The sequence below is a fragment of the Cupriavidus sp. 05L411 genome, assembly GCF_056398045.1.
The window spans coordinates 105,455-130,668 of the sequence record NZ_JBFTOQ010000002.1; the positions used below are offsets into that span (position 1 = coordinate 105,455).

Here is a 25,214-nt window from a genome sequence, read left to right on the forward strand (position 1 = left end):
CATGCGGCGGCGGCCTGCTGGCCGCGTCACGGCCGGCGCCCCTTGATCGACATGCGCATCGGAAAGCGCAGCGACGCCGGCGGCCGTTCGTCGGCCCGGAAATCGCGCACCATGGCCAGCACGGCTTCATCGGTCTGCGCGTTGCCGGTGCTGCGCACCAGTTGCGCACGCGTGGCGCGGCCGTCGGCGTCCAGCCACAGCTCGATGCGGATGTCCTCGAACGCCAGCTGACGGGTGCGCTGATCGCGCGCGAAGGCCTGCTGCAAGGCACCCGAGACGTAGCTCGAATAGGACCGGCTGCCCAGCCCGCCGCCACCGCCGGTCATGCCGCCGCCGCGCCCGGCCTGGATGCCAAATGCATCCGTGCCGGCTTGCGCCGCGCCGTCGATCGTGACCGGGTCGCCGAGATCCTTCGACGGGCTTGGGGGTGCGTCGTCCTTCGGCGCTTCCTGCGGGTCCGCCGGCTTGGGCTCGGGCTCGACCACTTCCGGCTTGACCTTCTCCGGCACCGGCTCGGGCGGCTTCTCGGGCTCGGGAGGCGGCGGCGGCGGCGGTGGCAGCACCAGCATCGGCGTGGCCGCCACCTCGCGCTTGGTGCTGGCGGTGTCGGACAGCAGGCGCCAGACCAGCACGGCCAGCCCGATGATGACCAGCGCGCCGATGATCAGCCCGCCCCAGCGGCGCCACAAGGCGACGGCGCGCTGCCGGGGAGGAGGAGTTGGATCACGATGTTTCACCCGACTCTCCTCACGCCGGCTTGCCGGTGACGAGGCCGATCTGGTTCAGGTCGATGCGCCTGAGCAGGTCCAGCACCTCCACCACCTTCGCGTACTGCACGGCGGCGTCGCCCCGCACGATCACGGGGAAATCCGGCGTGAGCGCCTTTTCCGTACGCAAGCGCTCCTCCAGCTCCGGCAGCGTCACCGGATAGGCGTCGAGGAACACCTGGCCCGCGTTGTCGATCGTGATGGCCTTGGTCTTGGGCTTCTCCAGCGCGACCGACGAGCTCGCCTTGGGCAGGTCCACCTTGATGCCCGGGATGCTGGCATTGCTGGTCAGGATGAAAATCACCAGCACCACCAGCAGCACGTCGACGAAGGGCGTGATGTTGATGCCGCCCGTGCGCTTCTTGGTGCCGAACTTGGCTGCGTATGCCATGGCCGCGCGCTCCCCTTAAGCCCGGTGCAGGGCAGCGGGGACGCGACGTCCCTCGCCCTGCTCTTCGGCCAGGCGCGTGGCGAACTCGTCCACGAACACCGCCATGTCGGCGCCGATCGAATCCGAGCGCGAGGCGAGCCAGTTGTAGCCGAACAGCGCGGGAATCGCGACGCCCAGCCCGGCAGCGGTACACAGCAAGGCCGCGGCCATGCCCGGCGCCACCGAGTTGATATCCACCGCGCCGGCCATGGCCGCCACGACGAACACCAGCATGATCCCGATCACGGTGCCGAACAGGCCCACATACGGCGCGCCTTCGATGGTGGTCGACAGCCAGTTCATGCGCTTGGCCATGCGCTCGCTCTCGCGCACCATCACGCCATCCATCGCCGCGCGGATCGCGCTGATGGTCGCGTCGGAGACCGCGTTGAGGTCGTAACCCATCTGATGGCGGCGGTGCAGTTCCTCTACCGCCATTTCATACAAGCGCCACAGCGACGAATCCGCCTTGACAGCCTCGGGTACGCGGTTGCTCTTGGCCAGCTGGTCCAGCGGCGCGCCGGCCGCTTCGCGGAAATGCACCATGAAAGCAGCGTTGGCGCGCGAGGTGGCACCGTAGCTGCGGCCCTTGCTGATCATGATGGCCCACGACAGCGCCATCATGATGCCGAGCAGGCCCACCACGATCCAGGCGTCCAGCGGCATGGCGGCGAGGATGAAGCCGAAATGGCTCTTGCCGGCCTGCTGCTCGTCCGCGCCGAACACGGCCAGGCGCGATTCAGCACCTTGCGATACGGCGTCGGCGAGGATCAGCGCATCCGGGCGCGCCACCTTGGACAAGCGCACTTCATCGATGGCGCCGGTGAACGGGCTCAGCGCGGTAGCTGCGGCCGGCGCGTTGGCCGCCGCCGCGTCAGCACCGAGCGTGGCCGGCGTGTTCAGCGCCGGCAAGGCGGTTGCCAGCGACGCGGCAGGACGTCCGCCGACATACAGCGACACGCTCTTGCCATCGGACTTGACTGCAAGGTGCGACCACTGCCCCGCCTGCACGGGCTGGCCGGGATTGCTGCGCTGGCCATTGACCTGCACGAACGGCACACCCTGGTCGATGCCGATGACAAGCTCGCCCGCGCCATCGCGGCGCGCATAGACGACCTGCTGCGGGCCGAGCTTCTCGGGGCGTACCCAGGCGGAGAAACCGAACGGCGCGCCGGCGGCCTGCGCCAGCGACGGCGACGACGGCAGCACCAGCGGGGCGGCGCCGAGCTGCGCGCCCTTGCCAATAACCGTGCCATCGACGCTCACCACAGCGGTCTGGCTGTGGTTGCCGTAAGCCGTGGTGTCGCGCGCCGGCACGCTGCCTTCGGCAAAGTGGTAGACCAGCGTGTAGTCAGGGTCGAAGGTCCGCTGGCCATTGCCCGCCGCGGGTGCCTTGGCGTTGCCGTAGTACATCCACAGCTGCTGCGGGCCCGCCGCCGAGACCGACGGAACGTCGATCCAGATCAGCGCGATGCCCAGGAGCGGATCGAACTGTTCGATCTGGTGGTTAAGCACGGTCTTGTCGTCGGCGGCAACAAAGCGCAGGTCGGCGCCGGTCTCGCTCACGCCTTCAAAGTTGAAGTTGCCGGTATGCAGGCGCAGCAGCACCGGGGTACGCCCGGCATCGCCGCCGATCGCGCCGGCCTTGGGGCCGGCGTCGATCGTGATCGGCTTGCGATAAGCCCAGTCGGGCTGCCACCAGGCATGGGCCAGGTCCGGCAAGAGGGTGCTCAGCAGCGTGAGCACGAGCAAAAGGATGCGTCGCATGACAGTGGTTCTCGGTTAGCTCGTCGGGAGTCGATGTATCAGGTTGGAAGCGGCGCGCCGCACGCGCTCAGTAGCTGGCGGTGACGCTGAAGTTCACGCGCGGGTCGCCACGCTGCGTGCGTGGCCCGTCCTTGAGCGGATAGCCCAGGTCCAGGCGCCCGGTGACCTTCTGGCCGAGGCGGAACGTAGTGCCCACCCCCACCGAGGCGAGCGAGAAGTTGCTCTTCTGCTCGGGCAACGGATCGCGCAGGCGGACCTGGCCGGCATCGGCAAACAGGTAAGCACGCCAGTTTTCAACCACGGAAGTGAAGAAGGCCAGCGGCGGCGTGCGCATTTCCACGGACCCGACCACGCCATAGTCTCCGGTGGTCTCGGCGGACAGGTAGCCGCGCACCGAGTTCATGCCGCCGGCCGCGATCTGCTCGTTCGAGACCAGTGGGGAATCCGTGATCTGGGCAGCCAGGCGCCAGCCCAGCTGCGCGTTGCCCGCGAAGGTGTAGGAGCCATTGGTATCGCCCTTGAGCACCATGAAGCTCGGCGACGCCTTGTAGCGCTTGTAGTCGAATTGCTGCGCGGTGCTGCCGTAGCCAAGGAAGCTGCGCGTGCCCGCGACCAGCGACAGGTTCAGGCCATAGGTGCCGCGCTCGGTCTGGCCGAAGCCCGAGTARCCGAGCGTGATCGGCGCGTACTTGAGCGGCACCGTATCGCCGGCGCTGCCCAGGCGCGTCACCTCTTCGTTATCCTTGAAGTCCACGCCGGCGCTGAACGCGTGCCACCATGCTCCGGTGTTCGGCACGGTGTAGGTGGCCTTCACGCCAACCGCATAGCCCTTGCCCAATACGTTGGTGCCGCCTACCGTCGCGACGTTGCTGTCCGATTTGTAGCCGGAAGCCTCGAGGCCCCAGTTAGTGCCACGCAGCGGCGCCACATACGAGCCGGACCACACCTGGGTCTGGTTCAGGTCCTGCGGGGCGCCAAAGAAGCTGACCGAGGCGCTGTGCCCCAACTGCCAGAGGTTGTCGTGGCCCAGCGAAGCCGTGGCCCGCAGTTGCTTGGTATCCGCGCTGTAATCGTTGTTCAGGCCCACGCTCGCCCGCCATGGGCTGCTGTCCTCGACCTTGAGATCAACATCCATGGTGCCAGGCAGCGCGCCCTGCTTGACCAGCGGCATCACCTGCCGGTTCGCGGTCCGGTTCAAGGCAGTGAGCTCCGTCTGCGCCTGGTTGAAGTCCGGCACCGCGCCCTCCGCCAGCGCGGGCACCTGCTCACGCACCTCTACCGGCGAGTTGTACTGCGCTCCCACCACACGCACGCGGCCCACCTTGGTCTCGCTCACCTGCAGGAAGACCACGCCGCCAACCGCCTGCTGCTCAGGCAGGTCCACGTACACCGACTGGAATCCCTTTGCCTGGTAGGCCGCCAGCAGCGCATCGCGCGCGCCCTCGATATCCTTCAGCGTGCGCTTCGGCCCGAGGTAAGGCGTGACCGCGCGCTCGATCGCGCGCGCATCCAGCACCGTGTTCCCACGCACGATGTACTCGTTGATGTCGACGCGCCGTTCCGCATCAGCCTGCACGCCAGGCGTTGCCGCCTCGGTGGCAGCGGGGGCCTGCGCCATCGCGGTTCCCTGCGTCCCTAGCCCTAGCACCGCCAGACATAGCGCCCTCCAGCGCGCGGACGCATCGTTCTTGTTCTTGTCATGCATGTGTTTGCTCAATCCCTTGCGAAACAATTGCCGTCGTTCCCTTGCGCCGGCGCCTCGACCAGAGGCAAGTCGTAGGCGATCGCATCCGATGAGGCCATGATGAGCGGTCATCATTTCAGCGCCGCGTACGATTGGTTAGACGAACGGCCCGCGCGCCGACTGTCGTTTGTCACGAAAGCTTCATGTGCGGGCGCGGCGCATGGCGATGCGCCTCAACGGCGGCGATATCGCAGAGCAATTGCATGCCGCGCTACTCGGAATGGAGCGCTACACTTCAGGCATATCGCCAATGGCGTGGTTGGCAATCAATGAAGACGGAGCACGAAATGCGCAGATGGCTGAACGCTGTAGTGATTGCCGCAGGTAGCCTTGGCGCGGCCTGCCCGCTACTCGCTGCGGAAGCATCCCCACCAACGGGGGACGGCACGGCGAGCTGTGTCGAGGTCGAAGTCAATGGCATGCGGGCCCCGTCGTTTCCTTGCCTGACGCAGAAGCTAAGCCCCAAGCCCGCCCCGGGCCAGCCCCCCTCGGAGCGCAAGCTGGCGTCCGAGGCCATCGTGGAGCGTCCCTCCAACGCCTTGGGACTGTTCAACTACTCGGCGACCAGCCACCGCATGGGCAATACCTTCGGCACATCGGTCACGCCGCAGCGGCCATAGCCGCATTAGCCGCAAGCTAGTTCATTCACCACAATTTCTTTAAGGGAAAAGACGTGCCATTCATCATCGCCGGCCTCGCCTTGATCGGTGCCCTCATCTACGGCGCGGTCCGCCTGTACGCCACGGTCGCCGCAGCCTATGGCGCGATCGCCGGGACCGCCGCTGTCGTGTTCTGCACGGCGCTGCTGGTGGCATTCGTCGCAAGCCTGGTCCGCCGCTACCGCGCGATCCACGGCGTCAAGATCAAGGGCGAGCGCATCCTGTCGCTGGAGGGCGCATGGGGGACGATGCGCGTGGATCCGGAACGCAAACGTGGCGCACTGGATGTCGACGGACAGCAGGCGAAGTTTATTTTTGCGGATATAGCGAGTGCCACCGCGCTGGAGAACGGCAGCGCATGGATGCTTGCCTTGCGCCTTGAACACCAAGCGCAAGGCAGTTGGCAGATCCCGATGGCAAGCCGGAAGGAGGCGTTGCGCTGGGCGAAGATATTCGACCTGGCTGCCGTGCAGAAGCTTTGAACGTTCGCATAGCAATACTCAGCGGCGCACAGGCCGATGCATGCCATTGTAGAAAGGAACAGGCCCCGTAGGATTGTGGGCGGAGCCGCCTGGACACGCACAGAAAGGAGAATCTGCAAATCGTAGGATTCGGCCCGCGAAGGCTACGCTATCACCTCCGGTGTACCGCAGAGAAGAAAAATCCATCCATATTCGGACTTGTCTGATTGATTCTGGTGCCGCATTGCCGCATAAATAGGAGTGCGCATTTGCGTAGTAATGAGTCCACAGGAGTCCCTATGCAGAACGCCAATTGGCCCGCCGGCAGCGGGGAGGCAGCGCCATGATGCGCAGAATTGCCTGCGTCGGCGACGCACTGAAAGACGGCGGGAAAATTCTTCCCTATGTCGGCCGTACTTGCACGTTCGGCAATGCCGGCCACCAGGCGGCGCTAATCGGCGGCCAAGCCTACTGCGAAGCCTGCAAGCGCACCGGGATCATTGCCAAGGCTGGCGGTCCGCGCCGGATGAACTTCATGGGAGAGGTGGCTCTGGATGAGGACATTGTGTTGTGCAAGTGCCCGACCCCACAGCGCATTGTTGCCACGCTTGCTGGCAATGACCGGTATGACGATGGAGCCGAGAGCGCGGCTGCGGTGTCGCTAGCGTCAGGAGCCACTGCCATCGCGCCAGAGTATTCGATGCAGAAACTTGCCTGCGTCGGATCTGAGGCGGATCAAGGGACGGATAGCGAACGCATCTGCCCCAACATGACGAATGCCGAGTTTCGTGTCCATATCATTGGGTTGCGCGATGAGGCGCTTGCCCTTGTGGTGAATCGCCTAGCCGAGCTCAATCGCTGGTAGCCCGCAGACGCGAGGTGGTTCTTACTCTGGTTTGGAACAACGGAGCGCGCTGCCCGCGTTGCGATAGCGACCGGTCTAGCCAGGATGCGGAACATACTTGCGGCCCTCACGCCCGCCAACTTCATCCGCTACTCCGCCGAGGCCATGCGGGCGATTGGTTGCGTCTCGCGTGAAATCAGCCCTGGAGCTGTCGCTGAGGTGTGTGCACCGGATACGGCCACGCACACGATCGCAATCCGCCTCGACTTCTGTACGTTGCGGGCGCGACATCCTCGGTTCGATTCGCAACTGCTAACACTGGTCCACGAGATTTCCCATTTCTCCGATGTTTTTGGCTCCCGCGACCACTGGTATTCCACCCACAACGCCAAGGATCGTGCAGATGCCAAAGATACGAGGACAACAGAAAATGCTGACAACATCGCAGGCTATGTCGTTTGTTCGGAGTAAGGCCGGCGCCGTCCTTCTTTTTGGATGTTTCACCCATTCGGCTTCGTTCGCGTGCAGTCCGGTTCGAGGGCTGGACCTGGCTTTCGGCGATGAATCGGCGGCATTGAATGCTGCGGGGGCTATGCGCCTGGGCGATTGGGTGGCCGAGCTGAAGACGGCGTTCCCGAACTATGAGAGCTTTTTCATTGTCGGCCACGTTGATGCATCCGAGCGTGGGGATAGGCGTTTGGCGGAGGCCCGCGCGGATACCGCTTGCCGGTTTCTCACCGACCGGGGTTTCCGCCCGGATCGAGTCCATATCGAGAGGCCGGGCGCGTCGTACAACGTGAAGATACAGGGACAACCTACCCGCTCCGTCTCCATAGATTTCCTGCCGGCATGCCCACACCGCTGCTGTACCCTGCCCACCCACAACGCCGAGGATAAGGGACTGCCGATGCCGTGAATGGCGGGCCGCTCAGGCACGGCAGGTCAATCCGCAATCTGCCCGCTACCACCTAGAGCCCTGGACCACTACGGCCAAGGGCTCTGCTTTTGGTTGGGCGGAGCCTTCCCACAAGCCCCATACAAGGAGGCTATAAATCGGAACGAACGCGCCGGCCTCGACGAGACGCGTCTATTCGAGAAATACATAGTCCGCGCGATAAGGCACGCGGCTTTCCTGTCCTTCCTCGGTGCAGGCCTGAGCGGGCGCAATGCCGCCTTGCGTGTTCAAGCGCTGAACGTAATGCACTCCCGCTAGCAAGCCCGCCCCTCCGGAACTCGTCGCCTGCAACAGCAATAGCGCAATGCTGTCGGGCGTTCTGGCATTTGCGGCCTGCCGCAGTACTTTGCCGGTTACCTTGCTGCCGTCAGGCGCCTCCCAGGTCGGCCCGGCGTAGTGCCTGGCGATGAGCTTGCCGGAATCGTCGCGCAGATCCGCTTCGGGGGATTTGAACGCCCACGCCAATGCACTGCCCCGATCGCGCTTGCATACATAGATCTGCACGCCGGACGCATGCAGGGTCGCGATCGTACGATGGACGTCGGCGGGCTGGAGCTCAGGCGGCGCGGCCTCCTGGGCAACGGCGCAAGAAACCAACAGGCATGCTCCGGCGAGGGCAATGCGATGCGCTTTGCGACTGGTGTGGAAATCTTGCGGCATACACCCTCCTTGCCTGAGCCCGGTCAGAATAGTACCTCCGGCGCGATGGCGAGGAAACGGAGGAAGACACAGCAATCGCAGCAAACGCGGCAGGCCCGGCCGGCCGCGTTGTCACTGGATGCGGTTGAAGTAGCGAACAGCAGACATGGGCTCAACCACAAGCGCGCAGCAAAATGATCACTGGAATTCTGCAAGCCTGACGGCTACGCTAATAGGCGGACCGTTGCGCCAGCTGAGCGCGCGAGGGTCACCGGCTTCGCATCGACTTTGATTGGAAGGAGTCATCCATGAAGATCGCTATCGCAACGGCAATTGCAGTTCTCCTGCCTGCTACCGTCTACGCCGCAGGCCCTGCAAATCCAGCGGATCGCTACGACTACAACATGCGTAGCACCAACAAGGACGGCTATGTGCCGGACCCTCAGCGCACGACCAATAAAGACGGCTACGTACCCGACGCCGAACGCGCTACCAACAAGGACGGCTACGTGCCGGACACCGCAAAGGCCAACGACAAGTTTGACCCGTACACCCAGGGTGCCAACCAGAACACGGCCTCGGCGCTCACCGACTCAAAGGCTTCTACCAAGAAGCCGCCTGGCAAGGCGTCAAGCCAGAAAAAATCGCCCGCTGCCGGCATGGACAAATAGGGCAGCCTGCTTAGCTTAAGTCCGACGCGGCAAAGAAAAAGCCCCGCAGGAATCTGCGGGGCTTTTTCAACAATGGTGGGCCTCCCGTGAGTCGAACACGGCACCAACGGATTATGAGTCCGCTGCTCTAACCAGGCATGAGCTAGAGGCCCTGGAAAGTCAGACCGGCATGATACCGATCAACTGCCTTCAAGGAAACTCTTAAGCTTATCCGARCGGCTCGGGTGACGCAGCTTGCGCARKGCCTTSGCTTCKATYTGGCGGATSCGCTCGCGGGTSACGTCGAACTGCTTGCCGACTTCTTCCAGCGTGTGGTCCGTGCTCATCTCGATGCCGAAACGCATGCGCAGCACCTTGGCTTCGCGCGGCGTGAGCGAATCCAGCACGTCCTTGACGACGTCGCGCATGGAGCCGTGCAGCGCCGCTTCGGCCGGGGCCAGGGTGTTGGTGTCTTCGATGAAGTCGCCAAGATGGGAGTCGTCGTCGTCACCGATCGGCGTTTCCATGGAGATCGGTTCCTTCGCGATCTTCATGATCTTGCGGATCTTGTCTTCCGGCATCTCCATCTTCTCGGCCAGCGTTGCCGGATCCGGCTCGTTGCCGGTTTCCTGCAGGATCTGGCGCGAGATGCGGTTCATCTTGTTGATCGTTTCGATCATGTGCACCGGGATACGGATGGTGCGCGCCTGATCGGCGATCGAGCGGGTGATGGCCTGGCGGATCCACCACGTTGCGTAGGTCGAGAACTTGTAGCCGCGGCGGTATTCGAACTTGTCCACCGCCTTCATCAGGCCGATATTGCCTTCCTGGATCAGGTCGAGGAACTGCAGGCCGCGGTTGGTGTACTTCTTGGCAATCGAGATCACCAGGCGCAGGTTGGCCTCGGTCATCTCGCGCTTGGCTTCGCGGGCGCGCTTCTCGCCCTCGCTCATCTTGCGGTTGACTTCCTTGAGCTCCTTGAGCGGCAGCACCACGCGCATCTGCAGGTCGATCAGCTTTTGCTGCAGCTCGCGCACGGCCGGCACATTACGTTCGACGATGGTGCTGTACGACTTGCCGTCTTTGATAATCGTGTCGATCCACTCGAGGTTGGTCTCATTGCCCGGGAAACGGGCGACGAAATCCGCACGCGGCATGCCGCACTTGTCCACAACGATCTTCAGGATGGAGCGCTCGAGCTTGCGCACTTCGTCCACCTGGCCACGCAGCGTGTCGCACAGGCGTTCGACGTTGCGGGCGGTGAAGCGGATGCTCATCAGCTCGTTCAGGATGGCTTCCTGGGCCTTGACGTAGGACTTGGACTTGTAGCCTTCCTTCTCGAACGAGCGGCGCATCTTGTCGAACTGCTCGGCGATCACGCGGAATTTTTCCAGCGCGGCCAGCTTCAGTTCTTCGAGCTGGCGTGCCGAGGCAGCCAGGCCGCCGGCATCGTCATCCTCGTCTTCGTCCGATTCTTCGCCGTCAGACTCCGGCTCGTCCTCCTCGGCAGCCGCCACCACGGCCGGAGCCGGCGGGGCCACGGGTACGTCCGCGGCGTTCGGGTCGATCAGGCCGTCGACGAACTCGTCGATCTTGATTTCATCGCTGGCAACGCGCTCGGCCAAGGCCAGGATCTCGGAGATCGTGACCGGGCAGGCGGAGATCGCCATCACCATGTCTTTCAGGCCGGCTTCGATGCGCTTGGCGATTTCGATTTCGCCTTCGCGCGTCAGCAGCTCCACCGTGCCCATCTCGCGCATGTACATACGCACAGGGTCGGTGGTGCGGCCGAACTCGGAGTCAACGGTGGAAAGTGCCGCCTCCGCCTCTTCCTCGGCTTCTTCTTCGCTCGTGGCCGACGGTGCGTTGTCGTTGAGCAGCAGCGTTTCGGCGTCCGGCGCTTGTTCGTAGACGGCGATGCCGATGTCGTTGAGCGTGGCGACCAGCGTGTCGATCGTTTCCGAATCGACCATGTCGTCCGGCAGGTGATCGTTGATTTCCGCGTACGTCAGGTAGCCGCGCGACTTGCCGAGCTTGATCAGCGCCTTGAGCTTCTGGCGGCGTACTTCCAGTTCTTCCTCGGTACCCTGCTGCGTCGAGGCGAACTCCTTCAGCAGAGCCTTTTCCTTGGCCTTGCGGTCGCGAGCCTTTTGCTTGTCGCTCTTGGGCGCGGCAGTCGGCGTTGCCGCTGCGGGGATCTCGTCTTCGTAAAGCTCTTCAGTCACGTCGTCTGGTGTGCTGTCGTCGTGCTGCGCTCCGGCCTTGGGCTTGCGGCCACGCTTCTTCGGCTCCGGCTTGACTGCCGGAGCGGCGGGACGCTCGGATGCAACGGGGGCGGAAGTTGTGGCATTCGGCGTGGCCTCGGGCTCGGCGGCGCCTGGCTTGGCGTCTCCGGTCTTGGCGCTGGTCGCTGCCGCTTTCTTGCTCTCGACTTCGGTATTCTGCTGTTTCGCCACGGTAATACTCTTGCCTTTCACAGGTACAGATGCGGCGTTCTTGCCGCTTGTATTGGCGCTATCGCCGCTCTCGTGTGCCGAAGTCGAGGGCTTCAGGTCTTCGGATAGGCGGATCCCGGTGGAAGTGGACGCTGCGGGCGCCTTGGCGCTCCGAGCTGTCTTAGCAGGCACAGGCTGGGCTGGCGCCTTGACTGGCGCGGCTGTCTTCGCAGCCGCCGTTGTTTTCACGGACGCCTTGCCGCTCCCTGATTGGGGAGTTTTAGTGGAAACCTTTTCGGTTGCTTTGGCCTTTGCCATTGGCACGCTCACTTTCACCAGAAGGGGAGAGAAAGATCTCGCTATCCAAACCGGCTATTGTAGCACTAGCAATTAGCCGGCTTCCCAACAGGTGAGGTTTTCACCTGAAAAATCAAGGCTTAAGCGTAGCCAGGCCGCGCCAAACCTTCATTTATTTGTCACCACTCACCTTGCCCGACCTACCGGACGGTCAATCTGATTCAACCCAACTGCCGCCGGCGATTGATCTCGCTGACCAGCCATCGCATGCGGCTCTTGCCTTGCTCATCCGCGGTGCCCATGATCACCGACTGCTGGAGCATGTCGAGCTCGCGGCGCAACGGCCCCGCCAGCAGCTTGGCGATGGCGGTATCGAACTCCTGCTCGGCAGGTTCCTCATCGATCTCTTCGCGCAGTACCGCGGCGCGCACATTGGCGTAGACCTCGGCGTACGGCGACTGCGCGAGATGCTCGCTAAAGGCCGCGAAATTCACCTCGCCCTGCAACTCGTCACACGCGCACACCAAGTGCGCCAGCACCTCGGCGTCCGCCTGCTCGTCTTCCAGCAGCAGTGCCCGGCTATCGGCATCGAGCCGGCTCGACAGCTGCGGGTAGCGCATCAGCAACTGCAGCACCCGCTGCTCCAGCCCGGTGGGGGCCTGGCGCTTGGTGCGCGGCCGCGGCTGGGCAAAGCGCCCGACCCGCGCCGGGTCGCTCGCCAGCCCGCAGACGGCTTCGATTTCGGCCGGCGTGGTGCCGGTGGCATCGGCCAGCTCGCGCACGATCTGCAGCCGCAGGCCGCCTGCGGGCATGGACTGCAGCAGCGGCTTGGCCTCGTACTGGGCGCGTGCGCGCCCTTCGGCCTGACGCAGCTCCTGCCCCTCCGACACCACCTGCAGCAGGAAGCGCGACAGCGGCATGGCATCGCGCACCTGGGCGGCAAACGCGTCGGTGCCCTGTTCGCGCACATAGCTGTCCGGGTCGTGCTCGGCGGGCAGGAACAGGAAGCGGATGGTCTTGTTGTCCGCCACGTACGGCAGGCAGGCCTCCAGCGCCCGGCGCGCCGCGCGGCGCCCGGCGGCGTCGCCGTCGAACGAGAACACCACGGCATCGGTCTGGCGCAACAGCTTTTGCACATGCACCGCCGTGCAGGCCGTGCCCAGCGTGGCCACGGCGTTGGCAAACCCCAGCTGCGCCAGGGCCACCACGTCCATATAGCCTTCGACCAMCAAAACATAGCCGGTTTCCCGGATCGCATGGCGGGCCTCGAACAGGCCATATAGCTCGGTGCCTTTGCTGAACAGGGGCGTTTCCGGCGAATTCAGGTACTTGGGCTCGCCCTGCCCCATCACGCGCCCGCCAAAGCCGATCACCTGGCCCTTGGTGCTGCGGATGGGAAACATGATGCGGTCCCGGAAGCGGTCGTAGCGCCGCGGCTTGCCGTCGGCGTCGCGCTTCTCGGCGCTTTCGATCATCAGGCCGGCTTCCACCAGCGGCCCGGCGATCGCATCGTCGCGGTAATTGCCAAACACCGACTCCAGCCCCTGCCAGTCGTCCGGGGCATAGCCCAGGCCAAACTGCGCCGCGATCTCGCCGGTCAGGCCGCGGCTCTTGAGGTACTGGATCGCCTGCGGCGCGCTGCGCAATTGCTTGCGGTAGAACTCGGTCGCGCGGGTCATGGCATCGGACAGCGCCAGCGAGCGCGCCTGCACTTCAGCGCGCTGGGCCGGCGGCAGCCGGTCGCGCTCCTCGGGCACGGACAGGCCGACCGATTGCGCCAACTCGCGCACAGCATCGGGATAGGATTGCCCCGAGTACTCCATCAGGAAGCCGATGGCCGAGCCATGCGCCGCGCAACCAAAGCAGTGATAGAACTGCTTGGTCGGTGAGACCGTGAACGACGGCGACTTCTCGTTGTGAAAGGGGCAGAGCCCCATGAAGTTGGCGCCACCCTTCTTCAACTGCACGTACTTGCCCACCACATCGACTATGTCGACACGGTTGAGCAGGTCCTGAATGAAGGATTGCGGAATCACCCGGCTTGTCGTCCTATGGCCGAACTGCCCGTGGAACAGGGCGGCGGCGATATCTGGTTCATGAAGTGCGTGACCGGCACAGCGCTTTCCGGCCTCTTAACACTACATTGTAGTGCAGACGCAACGGATTGCAGCCAGCGCCAGCGAGGGGTGCCGGGCGAAAAGTGCCTTTAAGCATACTCCGCAGCCTCCGGCCGCCAAGTGCCAGCTAGCGCCCCGCCCCGATCAACGCCCCGCCAGCGCGGCCTTGACCAGACCGGAGACGGCGGTCATGTCGGCACGGCCGGCCAGTTTGGCCTTGAGCACGGCCATGACCTTGCCCATGTCCTGCGGGCCGGTGGCGCCGGTTTCCGTGACCGCAGCCTGCACTTCGGCGGCCACTTCCGCATCCGACAGGGCCGCCGGCATGTAGACCTTGAGCACGTCGATTTCCGCGCTTTCCTTGTCAGCCAGGTCGGTGCGGCCGGCCTGGGTGAACTGGGAGATGGAGTCCTTGCGCTGCTTGATCAGCTTTTCGATCACGGCCTGCACGGCGGCGTCGTCGAGCTCGATGCGCTCGTCCACTTCCCGTTGCTTGATAGCGGCCAACAACAGGCGGATGGTGCCGAGGCGCTCGGTCTCGCGGGCACGCATGGCGGCCTTCATGTCTTCGGTTACACGGGCTTTGAGGGACATCGCATTATTCCAGGAAAGTGAGGGCGGGACGGTGCCGGCCGGGCGCAACGCCGGCCGTCGGGCCGCCAATGCAAAAACCCGCCGGAGCCTTGCCCACAGCGGGTTTTGATGCGGAACGCGAAGGGTACGCTCAGTACATCTTCTTCGGCAGCATCAGGCTGCGGATGCGCTTGTAGTGGCGCTTCTCGGCGGCAGCCTTCTTGCGCTTGCGCTCCGCCGTCGGCTTTTCGTAAAACTCGCGAGCCCGCAATTCAGTCAGCAAGCCGTTTTTCTCGATGGTGCGCTTGAAACGACGCATGGCAACTTCAAACGGCTCGTTTTCTTTAAGGTGGATCGTGGTCATTTTGCTGAAATAAGTAGCAGCTGTTAGCGGTTTTACGAAAGCTACAAGTGTAGCACAACCGCTGTCAAGCCCGTATGGCGGTTTTTTTGCCGGCATGCTGCTTACGACACTCGGGCCGTCCCCGCCGCCATGGCCCTTGCATTCTCCGCCACGGCCTGCCCGGCGGCCACGCCGGATGCCCACGCCCACTGGAAGTTGTACCCGCCCAGCCACCCGGTGACGTCGACCACCTCGCCGATGAAATACAGGTTGGGCACGGTGCGCGCCATCATGGTGGCCGACGACAGCGCGCGCGTGTCCACGCCGCCGAGTGTGACCTCCGCCTTGCGGTAGCCCTCCGTGCCTGCCGGCACCAGTTGCCAGCTGTTGAGCGCCGCGCCGAGCCGGCGCAGTGCCTTGTCCGGCATATCGTGCAGCGACTGCGCGCCGTTCAGGCCGGCCGCCGCGCACCAGGCGTCGGCCAGACGGGCGGGCAGGCGCTCGGCGAGCAGGTTGGCCAGGTGCTTGCGGCTGCCACCCTTTTGCTCGAGCAGCCATTCACTGGCGTCGTTGCCGTCGAACAGGTCGATGGTGATCGGCGTGCCAGGGCGCCAGAAGCTGGAAATCTGCAGCACGGCCGGGCCGGACAGGCCGCGATGGGTCCACAGCAAGTCCTCGCGGAAGGCGCCGGCCGTCTTGCCGCTTCCCGTCGCAATGTCTACCTCCATCGACACGCCCGCTAGCGGCACGAATGGCGCCCAGCCCTGCCCGTCGAACGTCAGCGGCACCAGCGCCGGGCGTGTCTCGACAACGCCCAGCCCGAACTGGCGGGCAATGCGGTAGCCGATATCGGTGGCGCCGATCTTCGGGATGGACAGGCCGCCCGTGGCCACCACCAGCGCGCCGGCACGCACTGGCCCGCTTGCCGTCATCAGCAGGAAATCGTCGCCCTCGCGCCTGACCTCGTCCACGCCGCAGCCGGTGCGCCAGTGCACGTTGCCCGCGCCGCATTCGGCACGCAGCATCTCGATCACCTGCTCGGCGCTGTCGTTGCAGAAGAGTTGGCCGCGGTGCTTCTCATGCCAATCGATCTCATGCTTGCGCATCAGCGCGAGGAAATCCTGCGGCGTGTAGCGGGCGAGCGCGGAACGACAGAAGTGCGGATTAGCCGACAAGAAATTGGCCGGCCCCGCCTGCAGGTTGGTGAAATTACAGCGCCCGCCACCGGAGATGCGGATTTTCTCCGCCACCTTGGTAGCGTGGTCGATCAGCACCACGCTGGCGCCACCCTGCCCCGCCACAGCGGCGCACATCATGCCGGCGGCCCCGGCGCCAAGCACCGCCACGTCGAAGCGCCCTGCGCGCGCGCCGGCCTGGCCGGTCTCTGTGGTCTGCTTGCTGCCCATGTCTGTCTTGCCCAATGAATGCCTGATTAGTGCCTGCGGAAGAAGCGGCGATTGTAGCGAAAAGCATGGCCAGCGCCGCTGTGCTACCCTGCTGGCCTCATGCCCGGCTGCCGGCCCGATGGTCGTCAGCCCGCTCCAACCCCTTGATTTGCCGGCCTCGCTGATGCCGGCCTTGCCTCTCCCATGCTTGTCCTCGGCATCGAATCCTCCTGCGACGAAACCGGCCTCGCGCTCTACGACACGCAATCCGGCCTGCTCGCCCACGCCCTGCATTCGCAGATCGCCATGCACCGCGACTACGGCGGCGTCGTGCCTGAACTCGCCTCGCGCGACCATATCCGCCGCGTGCTGCCGCTGTTGCAGCAGGTGCTCGACGAAGCCGGCCGCACCCGCGCCGACATCGATGCGATTGCCTTCACCCAAGGCCCTGGCCTGGCCGGCGCGCTGCTGGTGGGTGCATCGGTGGCCAATGCCCTGGGCTTCGCACTGAACGTGCCGATGCTGGGCGTGCACCATCTCGAAGGCCACCTGCTGTCGCCGCTGCTGACACCCAATCCGCCGCCATTCCCGTTCGTTGCCTTGCTGGTTTCGGGCGGGCACACACAGCTGATGGAAGTGCGCGGCATCGGCGATTACGCCTTGCTGGGCGAGACCCTGGACGATGCCGCCGGCGAAGCGTTCGACAAGACCGCCAAGCTGCTCGGCCTGAGCTACCCGGGCGGCCCCGAAGTCTCGCGGCTGGCCGAGTTCGGCGTGCCCGGCACGTACGCCCTGCCGCGTCCAATGCTGCATTCGGGCACCCTCGATTTCTCCTTCGCCGGCCTGAAAACCGCCGTGCTCACGCAAACCCGCAAGCTGGGCAATGTGTGCGAGCAGGACCGGGCCAACCTGGCACGCTCCTTTGTCGATGCCATCGTCGACGTGCTGACCGCCAAGTCGATGGCCGCCCTCAAGCAGACCGGGCACCGGCGCCTGGTGGTGGCCGGCGGCGTGGGCGCCAACCGGCAGCTGCGCGAGCGGCTGAACCAGCTTGGCGCGCAGAAGAAGATCGAGGTCTACTATCCGGACCTGGCCTTCTGCACGGACAACGGCGCCATGATCGCCTTCGCCGGCGCCATGCGCCTGCAAGCCGCGCCGGAGCTGGCCAAGCGCGACTACGGCTACGGCGTGACGCCGCGCTGGGAGCTGTCGGACATCCGGCTGCCGGAGCGCCCCGCCGCCTGAAGCGAACGCCTCGATGCAGTAAAAAAGCCACCTCACGGTGGCTTTTTTACTGCGGCACGGCGGGCTTACTGCGCGCGCTTGTCGCGCTCGATCACGGCGTAGGCGCTGTGATTGTGGATGGACTCGAAGTTCTCGGCCTCCAGCACATAGGCCACGATCCGATCGTCCGCATTCAGGCGCATGGCGATATCGCGCACCAGGTCCTCGACGAACTTGGGGTTCTCGTAGGCGCGCTCGGTGACGAATTTCTCGTCCGGGCGCTTGAGCAGGCCCCACAACTCGCACGAGGCTTCTTCCTCGGCCATGCGCACCAGCGCCTCGACCGGCAGGTCGGCCGCCAGTTCGACGTTCATGGTGATGTGCGAGCGCTGGTTGTGCGCGCCGTACTGTGAGATCTTCTTCGAGCACGGGCACAGGCTGGTGACCGGAACCAGGGCTTTCAGGAAGACCTTGGTGGCGCCGTTGCGCACTTCGCCGATCAGCGTGACTTCATAGTCCATCAACGATTGCACGCCGGATACCGGCGCGGTCTTGTTGATGAAATACGGGAAGATCACTTCGATGCGGCCAGCCTCGGCTTCCAGCTTGACCAGCATCTTGTCGAGCAGCGTGCGGAAGCTCGCCAGTTCCAGCGGCTCGCGCTCTTCTTCCAGCAACGCGACGAAACGCGACATGTGCGTGCCCTTCTGGTCGGCAGGCAGATGCACGTCGAGATTGAAGGTGCCGACGGTGGCCAGTACGCCGGCCGGCGTCTTCAGCGACAGCGGGTAACGCACGCCCTTCACGCCAACCCGCTGGATGGGGATCTGGCGGGTGTCGAGGCTCGACTGCACGTCGGGCATCACAAAGGCGGGATTGATGTCATTCATATCGATCAGGTTTCCTCTACGGTCGCGGCATTTTTCGCAGTCAACCTTGCCGCGCAACGAGTGTGAAACCGCGGGGATGGCAAAGCCGATGGCCTCCCGCAGCTGCGAACACAGAACCTTGGATTCTAAGGGAATTTGTCTTTGACTGCCCACGAGGGGGGCGATACCCGTACGGGGAGCACGGGTGATGGCATCAGGAAACCATCAGGAATACCGGCGCGCCCGCAAGCCGCGGGCGCGCCGTTGGCTCAGGCCACGCGGGTGGCGACGGCAGGCTGCGCCAGGTTGAAGCGCTCGCGCACCGATTGCTCGATGCCCTTGGCGTCCAGCCCGCACTGCGACAGCAGGAAGGCCGGGTCGCCATGATCGACGAAGCGGTCAGGCAGGCCGAGCTGCAGCACCGGCATGGCGATGCCGGCGGCGGCCAGCGCTTCGAGCACGGCGCTGCCAGCGCCGCCCATCACGCAGCCTTCCTCGACGGTGACAAGGTAGTCATGCTCGCTCGCGAGCTTCTTCACCAGCGCCTCGTCGAGCGGCTTGACGAAGCGCATGTTGGCCACGGAGGCGTCGAGCGCCTCGGCCGCACCCAGCGCCGGATGCAGCATCGAGCCGAACGCCAGGAAGGCCACGCGCTGACCGGCGCGCGCGCCGCCCGTGCGGCGCATCTCGCCCTTGCCCACCGGCAGCGCGGTGAGCGCGGCCTCGGTCGCCACACCAGTGCCCGCGCCGCGCGGATAACGCACGGCGGTCGGGCAATCCTGYTGGTACGCGGTGGTCAGCAACTGGCGGCACTCGTTCTCGTCGGCCGGCGTCATCACCATCATGTTGGGGATGCAACGCAGGAACGCGATGTCGTAGGCACCCGCGTGGGTAGCGCCGTCGGCGCCGACCAGGCCGGCGCGGTCGAGTGCGAACACCACCGGCAGATTCTGCAGCGCCACGTCGTGGATCAGCTGGTCATAGCCGCGCTGCAGGAACGTCGAGTAGATCGCCAGCACGGGCTTGAGCCCTTCACACGCCAGCCCGCCGGCGAACGTCACGGCATGCTGCTCCGCGATGCCCACGTCGTAGTAGCGGCTGGGGAAGCGCTTCTCGAACTCGACCATGCCGGAGCCTTCGCGCATGGCCGGCGTCACCGCCACCAGCTTGGGATCGGCGGCGGCCATGTCGCACAGCCATTCGCCGAACACCTGCGTGTAGGTCTTGCGGGCGGGCTTGGTCGACGGGCGGATGCCTTCGGCCGGGTTGAACTTGCCGGGGCCGTGGTACAGGATCGGGTCGGCCTCGGCCAGCTTGTAGCCCTGGCCCTTCTTGGTGACCACGTGCAGGAACTGCGGGCCGCCGCCTTCGAGGGCGCGCTGGCGGATGTTCTGCAGCGTCGGCACCAGCGATTCGAGATCATGGCCGTCGATCGGGCCGATGTAGTTGAAGCCGAATTCCTCGAACAGCGTCGCCGGCACCATCATGCCCTTGGCATGTTCCTCGAAGCGCTTGGCGAACTCAAGCACCGGCGGGGCAACCGACAGCACGCGCTCGATGCCCTTCTTGGTGGCCGCGTAGAACTTGCCGCTCATCAGCCGCGCGAGGTGGCTGTTGAGCGCGCCCACCGGCGGCGAGATCGACATGTCGTTGTCGTTGAGCACCACCAGCAGCGGCAGGTCCTTGTAGACACCGGCGTTGTTCATGGCCTCGAAAGCCATGCCGGCGGTCATCGCGCCGTCGCCGATCACGGCGATGGAAACGCGCTTCTCGCCCAGCGTGCGGGCGCCCAGCGCCATGCCCAGCGCGGCCGAGATGGAGGTGGAGGAATGCGCGGTGCCAAAGGTGTCGTACTCGCTCTCCGAGCGGCGCGGGAAGCCCGAGATGCCGCCCCACTGGCGCAGCGAATGCATGCGGTCGCGGCGACCGGTCAGGATCTTGTGCGGATAGCTTTGGTGCCCCACGTCCCAGACGACGCGGTCGTCCGGTGTATTGAACACATAGTGCAGGGCAATGGTCAGCTCGACCGTGCCCAGGTTGGACGACAGGTGGCCGCCGGTTTGCGACACCGATTCAAGCACGTAGGCGCGGAGTTCGTCGGCCAGCGTCTTGAGCTGGCGGCGGTCCAGCCTGCGAAGGGCTGCGGGGTCGTCAATAGTTTTGAGCAGTGCGTAGGTCATGATGTCCGTTCGGCGGCCGGATTCTTGTGCCCGGTTGTCAGTTTTTCCTGCGTATCCATTCAATTCGAGCGCAGCACGATGAGATCGGCCAGTTCGCCCAGGCGTCGGGCGCGCGCGCCGAACACCGCCAACGCTTCGTGCGCCGTGGCCCGAAGCTGCTGCGCCAATTGGCGTGCAGGCTCGAGCCCCATCAGCGACACGTAGGTCGGCTTGTCGTTTGCCGCGTCCTTGCCGGCGGTCTTGCCCAGCGTGGCGGTATCCGCGGTCACGTCGAGGATATCGTCCACCACCTGGAACGCCAGGCCCACGGCTGCGGCGTAGCGGTCAAGCGCGGCCAGGCCGGCTTCGTCCACGGCACCGCAGTAAGCCCCCATGCGCACGCTGGCGCGCAGCAACGCACCGGTCTTCATGCGGTGCATCCCTTCCAGTTCTTCCAGCGACATGGCCTGGCCGACATGCTGCAGGTCGATCGCCTGCCCGCCTGCCATGCCCACCGAGCCGGAGGCCCGGGCCAGTTCCGCTACCAGGCGCAGGCGCGCGGCAGCGTCGAGCGAGGCCAGCGAGGACGATTCGGCCAGCACCACGAAGGCCTGGGTCTGCAGCGCGTCGCCCACCAGCAGCGCCGTCGCTTCATCGTAGGCCTTGTGCACGGTGGGACGGCCACGACGCAAATCGTCATCGTCCATGCAGGGCATATCGTCATGCACCAGCGAGTACGCGTGGATCATCTCCACCGCGCTGGCTGCCGCGTCGCAGGCCTCGGGGGCAGCGCCCGCTACTTCACCGGCCGCGTGCACCAGCAAGGGGCGAACCCGCTTGCCACCGCCGAGCACAGCATACCGCATGGCTTCGTGCAGCGTGCAAGGCACTGTTTCCACAGCCGGCAGCCCGGCGTCGAGCGCGGCCTCGGTCCTGGCGCCCGTGGCGCGCATCCAGGCAGCGAATTCGCCGGCTTCGATAGTTTGATGCGATTCGCTCATTCCAGGTCTCCGGCGTCGGCGGCCATGGGCTTGAGCACATCGCCCTCCAGCACTTTAACCTGTTGTTCCACGCGTTCGAGCATCTGCTGGCAGTACCTGACCAGTTCGGCCCCGCGCTTGTACGCGGCCAAAGAATCTTCCAGCGGCAAGGCGCCGCCCTCCATGCTGGCGACCAGCGCCTCCAGTTCGGCCATGGCGGCCTCGTAGGAGGCGGGCGGCGCGGAGGCGGACCGCTGGTCGGTCGCGGCCGGATCGGCCTGGGCCGGGGAGCTCGTAGTCTTTGGCATTGCGGACATTGAATCTGGGGAAGCTGGGATTTTACGCCAAAGCGGGACATTGCCCGCATCCCATGCAACAGGGGGCATGGACAGCGTTGCCGGAAAGTGACTTGTGCGCTTGGGTCGTCTTTCCGAATGCGCCCCGAACGACACCTCCATGACGACCCGGGTCGACTTTTTCGCTAAAAAGGCTAAATAATCAGTCCCTTAACTTTTTCGCTCGGGTACAATCCGCGGTTCGTCAGCGCGATCTCCATCCGTCGGTCCGGAAGCGGGCCAGGGCGCGACTGACTGTCTTTCCCATATCGATTTCTTTTTCGATGGTTGGGTTGTTCACTGCTTTCGCCTGTCATAGGGAGTGGGGATAATGTCCAATCTCAGCACCGCGCTGAAACTGGTGCCGGCTGATACGCAGTTGCCCGTAAACGTCTACATCGACGAGGCACTGCATCAACAAGAACTGGAACTGCTGTTCAAGAAGGGCCCGGGCTATGTCGGCCACGAACTGATGATCCCCGAAACGGGCGATTTTCAGGCGCTGGCCGCCGAGGACGAGGGCCGCATCCTGGTGCGGAATGCCGACGGGATCGAGCTCATGTCCAATGTCTGCCGCCATCGGCAGGCCATCATGCTCAATGGCCGCGGCAATGCGAAGAGCATTGTCTGCCCCTTGCACCGCTGGACCTACGACCTGAAGGGCGAACTGCTCGGCGCGCCGCATTTCGCCGAGCGTCCGTGCGTCCATCTGAACCGCTCGCCGCTACAGAACTGGAACGGCCTGCTGTTCGAGGGGCAGCGCGACGTTCGGGCCGACCTGGCACGCCTGGGCGTGGCCGAAGACCTGAATTTCGAAGGCTACCTGCTCGACCACGTCGAGATCCACGAGTGCAACTACAACTGGAAGACCTTTATCGAGGTCTATCTGGAGGACTACCACGTCGTGCCGTTCCACCCAGGCCTCGGGAGCTTTGTCTCCTGCGACGACCTGAGCTGGGAGTTCGGCGACTGGCACAGCGTCCAGACGGTCGGATTGCACGCGGGCCTGAAGCGCCCGGGCAGCCCTACGTACCAGAAGTGGCATGAGGCCGTGCTGCGCTTCAACAACGGCGTGCTGCCCAAGTACGGCGCGATCTGGCTCACCTACTACCCCAACATCATGGTGGAGTGGTATCCGAACGTGCTGGTGGTCTCCACCCTGCACCCGCTCGGGCCGAACAAGACGCGCAACGTCGTGGAGTTCTACTACCCCGAGGAAATCGCGCTGTTCGAGCGCGAGTTCGTCGAGGCCGAGCGCGCCGCCTACATGGAAACCTGCGTCGAGGACGATGAGATCGCAGAGCGCATGGATGCCGGGCGCCGGGCGCTGGCCAAACGCGGCGTCAGCGAGACCGGCCCGTACCAGTCGCCCATGGAAGACGGTATGCAGCACTTTCATGAATGGTATCGCCGCGCCATGTCCTTCACGGACTGACCCGCCAGCCAAGGCCCAGCGGGCCGCGGCATCGATAGCGCAGCGCAGACGCAAGCAAAACGGACCGCCCAGGCGGTCCGTTTTGCCTTTGGTGCGGTGCACACTCGCTGATACAATCGCCGCTTCCGGTGTGCGCCCGGCGCCTCGCCGCCAGCCTTGCCGGCCATCCGCCCCATGCGGAGCCTTTCGCGATCCAGTTCCGCGCCCCCGCCAGGAGCCGCTTCGCGCGCTGTCCATTCTTCCTTTCGCCCCACCATGCAATCGCTCTGGATGCTGTTCGCCGCCTTCGCCTTCTCGTTAATGGGGGTGGGCGTCAAGCTGGCATCCGAGATCTATGGCACGGGCGAGATCGTGTTCTACCGCAGCCTGATCGGTGTGATCATCATGTGGACGGTGCTGGCTTCATCCGGCACCTCGGTGCGCACACCGCACATGGCCATGCATATCAAGCGCAGCTTGTTCGGCGTGACCGCCCTGCTGCTGTGGTTCACCTCGATCACCATGCTGCCGCTGGCCACGGCGATGACCCTGAATTACATGTCGCCGGTCTGGATCGCGCTGATCCTGGGCGCCGGCGCAGCCTTGACCGGCACCGGCGGCGCGGACCGCAAGCTGATCGGGGCCATCCTGATGTCGTTCGGCGGCGTAATCTGCCTGTTGCAGCCTTCCGTCGGCCATAACCAGCTCACCGGCGGCCTGATCGGCCTGATCTCCGGCATGTTCACCGCGCTGGCCTATGTCGAAGTGCGCCAGCTCGGCCAGCTGGGCGAGCCCGAAGGCCGCATCGTGTTCTATTTCTCGGCAGTCGGGATGGTGGTAGGCCTGGCCTGGATGCTGTACACCGGCCCGAGCACCCACACCTGGCGCGGCGCGGGGCTGCTGCTGGCTATCGGCATCCTGGCCACGCTCGGCCAGACCGCGATGACGCGCGCCTACAAGCGCGGCAACACGCTGCTCACCGCCAACCTGCAATACGCCGGCATCGTGTTCTCCAGCCTGTGGGGCATGATTGTCTGGCGCGACCAGCTCAACTGGCTGTCCTGGGTTGGCATGGCACTCATCATTGCCAGCGGTATTGCCACCACGCTGACCCGGGCGCGCGAAGGCTCCAACCGGCAGCCAACCGCCGATACCCCGGTCAAGTCGGCCGAGGCGGAAGTGCACCCCGAGGTGTAGCATCGGGGGTCGCGGACCGTGCTCACCCCGCCGCCCGCGCCCGCCCGTGCCGTTGCGGCGCGACTATCCCAACCCAAGGTTACGCCATGTTCACCACCCTGATCTCCAGCCAGGACCTGCGCGCGCTGCGCGACGACGGCAGCCGCCACAGCGTCGTGATCGACTGCAGTTTCGACCTGGCCAACCCGGCCGCCGGACGCGAGGCCTATCACGTGGGCCACCTGCCCGGCGCTTTCTACCTGCACCTGGACAATGAATTGTCCGGCGAGAAAACCGGCACCAACGGCCGGCACCCGCTGCCGGACCCGACCACGCTGAGCGCGCGCCTGCGCGTGCTGGGCGTAAACGATGACACCCAGGTCATTGCCTACGACGCGCAGGGCGGCATGTATGCGGCGCGCGCCTGGTGGCTGCTGCGCTGGCTGGGCCACAGCGCGGTGGCCGTGCTGGATGGCGGCAAGAATGCGTGGGTGGCGGCAGGCCTGCCGCTCGAGGCGGGCAACACGCCGGAGCCCGAAACCCCGGGCAACCTGACGCGCAAGGCGGCGCTGGTGGCCACGGTGGACGCCGACGCCGTGCTGGCGAACCTGGCAAACCCGACCCGGCTGGTGGTGGACGCCCGTGCGGCAGACCGCTTCCGTGGCGAGAACGAAACGCTGGACCCCGTGGGTGGGCATATCCCCGGCGCCGCCAACCGCTTCTTCAAGGACAACCTGGGGGGGAACGGCAGTTTCAAGCCGGCTAGCGCGTTGCGCCAGGAGTTCGGGCAAGTGCTGGGCGGCAAGCCGGCCAGCGAAGCGATCATGCAGTGCGGCTCGGGCGTGACCGCCTGCCACAACCTGCTGGCACTGGAAGTGGCGGGCATGCCGGGCGCCGCGCTCTATCCGGGCTCGTGGAGCGAGTGGTGCGCCGACCCGGCGCGGCCAGTGGCAAGCGGGTCCTGATGGCGAGCGGCGCAAGCCGCCCGGGC

24 protein-coding genes and 1 tRNA gene are annotated in these 25,214 nt (G+C 65.1%); 10 read left to right on the forward strand and 15 right to left on the reverse strand.

The annotated features are described in order from the left end of the window. Window positions 1–26 precede the first annotated feature (26 nt). The 4 genes from AC1DQR_RS02705 to AC1DQR_RS02720 form a co-directional block, all read right to left on the reverse strand. Entirely contained in the window at window positions 27–737 is a 711-nt protein-coding gene (locus AC1DQR_RS02705) for an energy transducer TonB family protein (protein WP_416049287.1), read from the reverse strand. Window positions 738–747: 10 nt separating this feature from the next. Further along, window positions 748–1,158 carry an ExbD/TolR family protein gene (locus tag AC1DQR_RS02710; RefSeq protein WP_006158977.1) on the reverse strand — a complete coding sequence of 137 codons (411 nt, stop codon included), beginning with the start codon at window positions 1,156–1,158 and terminating at the stop codon, window positions 748–750. Window positions 1,159–1,173: 15 nt separating this feature from the next. Further along, on the reverse strand, window positions 1,174–2,964 hold the full coding sequence (locus AC1DQR_RS02715; protein WP_416049288.1) for a DUF2341 domain-containing protein: 1,791 nt from the start codon (window positions 2,962–2,964) through the stop codon (window positions 1,174–1,176). Between the two features lie 67 nt (window positions 2,965–3,031). Next, window positions 3,032–4,669 carry a ShlB/FhaC/HecB family hemolysin secretion/activation protein gene (locus AC1DQR_RS02720; RefSeq protein ID WP_416049289.1) on the reverse strand — a complete coding sequence of 546 codons (1,638 nt, stop codon included), beginning with the start codon at window positions 4,667–4,669 and terminating at the stop codon, window positions 3,032–3,034. 326 nt (window positions 4,670–4,995) lie between these two features. Here AC1DQR_RS02720 and AC1DQR_RS02725 point away from each other — a divergent pair, with 326 nt between their 5' ends. The 5 genes from AC1DQR_RS02725 (at window position 4,996) to AC1DQR_RS02745 (ending at window position 7,588) form a co-directional block, all read left to right on the forward strand. Next, window positions 4,996–5,328 (forward strand): hypothetical protein, encoded by a 333-nt coding sequence (locus AC1DQR_RS02725; protein ID WP_416049290.1) that lies wholly within the window; start codon window positions 4,996–4,998, stop codon window positions 5,326–5,328. A gap of 53 nt (window positions 5,329–5,381) precedes the next feature. Next, window positions 5,382–5,849 (forward strand): hypothetical protein, encoded by a 468-nt coding sequence (locus AC1DQR_RS02730; RefSeq protein ID WP_477132482.1) that lies wholly within the window; start codon window positions 5,382–5,384, stop codon window positions 5,847–5,849. 322 nt (window positions 5,850–6,171) lie between these two features. After that, the gene (locus tag AC1DQR_RS02735) at window positions 6,172–6,693 is read left to right on the forward strand and encodes a PAAR domain-containing protein (protein ID WP_416049292.1); all 522 of its coding nucleotides are present in this window, start codon (window positions 6,172–6,174) and stop codon (window positions 6,691–6,693) included. An 84-nt stretch (window positions 6,694–6,777) separates the two neighbouring features. After that, a complete protein-coding gene (locus AC1DQR_RS02740; RefSeq protein WP_416050368.1) occupies window positions 6,778–7,143 on the forward strand; it encodes a M35 family metallo-endopeptidase in 366 nt (121 codons plus the stop codon). After that, a complete protein-coding gene (locus AC1DQR_RS02745; RefSeq protein WP_477132483.1) occupies window positions 7,103–7,588 on the forward strand; it encodes an OmpA family protein in 486 nt (161 codons plus the stop codon). Before AC1DQR_RS02740 ends, AC1DQR_RS02745 begins: the two co-directional genes overlap by 41 nt. A 171-nt stretch (window positions 7,589–7,759) precedes the next feature. Here AC1DQR_RS02745 and AC1DQR_RS02750 read toward each other — a convergent pair whose 3' ends face one another. After that, on the reverse strand, window positions 7,760–8,287 hold the full coding sequence (locus tag AC1DQR_RS02750) for a DUF3455 domain-containing protein (protein ID WP_416049294.1): 528 nt from the start codon (window positions 8,285–8,287) through the stop codon (window positions 7,760–7,762). 287 nt (window positions 8,288–8,574) lie between these two features. Here AC1DQR_RS02750 and AC1DQR_RS02755 point away from each other — a divergent pair, with 287 nt between their 5' ends. Further along, window positions 8,575–8,937, forward strand: coding sequence for a hypothetical protein (locus AC1DQR_RS02755; protein ID WP_416049295.1), 363 nt, complete (start codon window positions 8,575–8,577; stop codon window positions 8,935–8,937). Window positions 8,938–9,010: 73 nt separating this feature from the next. Here AC1DQR_RS02755 and AC1DQR_RS02760 read toward each other — a convergent pair. The 6 genes from AC1DQR_RS02760 to AC1DQR_RS02785 form a co-directional block, all read right to left on the reverse strand. Beyond that, a tRNA-Ile gene (locus tag AC1DQR_RS02760) sits at window positions 9,011–9,089 on the reverse strand. Between the two features lie 27 nt (window positions 9,090–9,116). Continuing rightward, entirely contained in the window at window positions 9,117–11,393 is a 2,277-nt protein-coding gene (gene rpoD / locus AC1DQR_RS02765) for an RNA polymerase sigma factor RpoD (protein ID WP_477132484.1), read from the reverse strand. Window positions 11,394–11,869: 476 nt separating this feature from the next. Continuing rightward, entirely contained in the window at window positions 11,870–13,684 is a 1,815-nt protein-coding gene (gene dnaG, locus AC1DQR_RS02770; RefSeq protein ID WP_477132485.1) for a DNA primase, read from the reverse strand. A 225-nt stretch (window positions 13,685–13,909) separates the two neighbouring features. Next, the gene (locus AC1DQR_RS02775; protein WP_477132486.1) at window positions 13,910–14,359 is read right to left on the reverse strand and encodes a GatB/YqeY domain-containing protein; all 450 of its coding nucleotides are present in this window, start codon (window positions 14,357–14,359) and stop codon (window positions 13,910–13,912) included. Window positions 14,360–14,489: 130 nt separating this feature from the next. Further along, window positions 14,490–14,702: a 30S ribosomal protein S21 gene (gene rpsU, locus AC1DQR_RS02780; RefSeq protein WP_043348281.1), complete on the reverse strand. Its 213-nt coding sequence runs from the start codon at window positions 14,700–14,702 to the stop codon at window positions 14,490–14,492. A gap of 101 nt (window positions 14,703–14,803) precedes the next feature. Then, a complete protein-coding gene (locus tag AC1DQR_RS02785) occupies window positions 14,804–16,087 on the reverse strand; it encodes a BaiN/RdsA family NAD(P)/FAD-dependent oxidoreductase (protein WP_416049299.1) in 1,284 nt (427 codons plus the stop codon). 183 nt (window positions 16,088–16,270) lie between these two features. Here AC1DQR_RS02785 and tsaD point away from each other — a divergent pair, with 183 nt between their 5' ends. Beyond that, window positions 16,271–17,311, forward strand: coding sequence for a tRNA (adenosine(37)-N6)-threonylcarbamoyltransferase complex transferase subunit TsaD (gene tsaD / locus AC1DQR_RS02790; RefSeq protein WP_416049300.1), 1,041 nt, complete (start codon window positions 16,271–16,273; stop codon window positions 17,309–17,311). Window positions 17,312–17,376: 65 nt separating this feature from the next. Here the strand turns inward: tsaD and folE2 are convergent, their stop codons facing one another. The 4 genes from folE2 to AC1DQR_RS02810 form a co-directional block, all read right to left on the reverse strand. Further along, window positions 17,377–18,180: a GTP cyclohydrolase FolE2 gene (folE2, locus tag AC1DQR_RS02795; protein ID WP_477132487.1), complete on the reverse strand. Its 804-nt coding sequence runs from the start codon at window positions 18,178–18,180 to the stop codon at window positions 17,377–17,379. A gap of 248 nt (window positions 18,181–18,428) precedes the next feature. Continuing rightward, the gene (gene dxs / locus AC1DQR_RS02800) at window positions 18,429–20,339 is read right to left on the reverse strand and encodes a 1-deoxy-D-xylulose-5-phosphate synthase (protein WP_416049301.1); all 1,911 of its coding nucleotides are present in this window, start codon (window positions 20,337–20,339) and stop codon (window positions 18,429–18,431) included. A gap of 59 nt (window positions 20,340–20,398) precedes the next feature. After that, window positions 20,399–21,319 (reverse strand): polyprenyl synthetase family protein, encoded by a 921-nt coding sequence (locus AC1DQR_RS02805; RefSeq protein WP_416049302.1) that lies wholly within the window; start codon window positions 21,317–21,319, stop codon window positions 20,399–20,401. Beyond that, entirely contained in the window at window positions 21,316–21,606 is a 291-nt protein-coding gene (locus tag AC1DQR_RS02810; protein WP_043348298.1) for an exodeoxyribonuclease VII small subunit, read from the reverse strand. The genes AC1DQR_RS02805 and AC1DQR_RS02810 overlap by 4 nt, the downstream gene beginning before the upstream one ends. 358 nt (window positions 21,607–21,964) lie before the next feature. Between AC1DQR_RS02810 and AC1DQR_RS02815 the strand changes: the two genes are divergently transcribed. The 3 genes from AC1DQR_RS02815 to AC1DQR_RS02825 all read left to right on the forward strand — a co-directional run bounded on the left by AC1DQR_RS02815 (window position 21,965) and on the right by AC1DQR_RS02825 (window position 25,188). Continuing rightward, window positions 21,965–23,068 (forward strand): aromatic ring-hydroxylating oxygenase subunit alpha, encoded by a 1,104-nt coding sequence (locus tag AC1DQR_RS02815; protein ID WP_416049303.1) that lies wholly within the window; start codon window positions 21,965–21,967, stop codon window positions 23,066–23,068. 255 nt (window positions 23,069–23,323) lie between these two features. Beyond that, window positions 23,324–24,244 carry a DMT family transporter gene (locus AC1DQR_RS02820; protein ID WP_253928743.1) on the forward strand — a complete coding sequence of 307 codons (921 nt, stop codon included), beginning with the start codon at window positions 23,324–23,326 and terminating at the stop codon, window positions 24,242–24,244. Between the two features lie 86 nt (window positions 24,245–24,330). Continuing rightward, the gene (locus AC1DQR_RS02825) at window positions 24,331–25,188 is read left to right on the forward strand and encodes a sulfurtransferase (RefSeq protein WP_416049304.1); all 858 of its coding nucleotides are present in this window, start codon (window positions 24,331–24,333) and stop codon (window positions 25,186–25,188) included. Window positions 25,189–25,214 lie beyond the last annotated feature (26 nt).

Excerpts from the sequence above, each read along its gene's own strand:
- AC1DQR_RS02710 (WP_006158977.1), bottom strand. The coding sequence starts at position 1,158 with ATGGCATACGCAGCCAAGTTCGGCACCAAGAAGCGCACGGGCGGCATC.
- AC1DQR_RS02715 (WP_416049288.1), bottom strand. The coding sequence starts at position 2,964 with ATGCGACGCATCCTTTTGCTCGTGCTCACGCTGCTGAGCACCCTCTTG.
- AC1DQR_RS02725 (WP_416049290.1), top strand. The coding sequence starts at position 4,996 with ATGCGCAGATGGCTGAACGCTGTAGTGATTGCCGCAGGTAGCCTTGGC.
- AC1DQR_RS02735 (WP_416049292.1), top strand. The coding sequence starts at position 6,172 with ATGATGCGCAGAATTGCCTGCGTCGGCGACGCACTGAAAGACGGCGGG.
- AC1DQR_RS02740 (WP_416050368.1), top strand. The coding sequence starts at position 6,778 with ATGCGGAACATACTTGCGGCCCTCACGCCCGCCAACTTCATCCGCTAC.
- AC1DQR_RS02745 (WP_477132483.1), top strand. The coding sequence starts at position 7,103 with ATGCTGACAACATCGCAGGCTATGTCGTTTGTTCGGAGTAAGGCCGGC.
- AC1DQR_RS02750 (WP_416049294.1), bottom strand. The coding sequence starts at position 8,287 with ATGCCGCAAGATTTCCACACCAGTCGCAAAGCGCATCGCATTGCCCTC.
- AC1DQR_RS02755 (WP_416049295.1), top strand. The coding sequence starts at position 8,575 with ATGAAGATCGCTATCGCAACGGCAATTGCAGTTCTCCTGCCTGCTACC.
- AC1DQR_RS02775 (WP_477132486.1), bottom strand. The coding sequence starts at position 14,359 with ATGTCCCTCAAAGCCCGTGTAACCGAAGACATGAAGGCCGCCATGCGT.
- rpsU (WP_043348281.1), bottom strand. The coding sequence starts at position 14,702 with ATGACCACGATCCACCTTAAAGAAAACGAGCCGTTTGAAGTTGCCATG.
- AC1DQR_RS02785 (WP_416049299.1), bottom strand. The coding sequence starts at position 16,087 with ATGGGCAGCAAGCAGACCACAGAGACCGGCCAGGCCGGCGCGCGCGCA.
- tsaD (WP_416049300.1), top strand. The coding sequence starts at position 16,271 with ATGCTTGTCCTCGGCATCGAATCCTCCTGCGACGAAACCGGCCTCGCG.
- folE2 (WP_477132487.1), bottom strand. The coding sequence starts at position 18,180 with ATGAATGACATCAATCCCGCCTTTGTGATGCCCGACGTGCAGTCGAGC.
- AC1DQR_RS02805 (WP_416049302.1), bottom strand. The coding sequence starts at position 21,319 with ATGAGCGAATCGCATCAAACTATCGAAGCCGGCGAATTCGCTGCCTGG.
- AC1DQR_RS02810 (WP_043348298.1), bottom strand. The coding sequence starts at position 21,606 with ATGCCAAAGACTACGAGCTCCCCGGCCCAGGCCGATCCGGCCGCGACC.
- AC1DQR_RS02815 (WP_416049303.1), top strand. The coding sequence starts at position 21,965 with ATGTCCAATCTCAGCACCGCGCTGAAACTGGTGCCGGCTGATACGCAG.
- AC1DQR_RS02820 (WP_253928743.1), top strand. The coding sequence starts at position 23,324 with ATGCAATCGCTCTGGATGCTGTTCGCCGCCTTCGCCTTCTCGTTAATG.
- AC1DQR_RS02825 (WP_416049304.1), top strand. The coding sequence starts at position 24,331 with ATGTTCACCACCCTGATCTCCAGCCAGGACCTGCGCGCGCTGCGCGAC.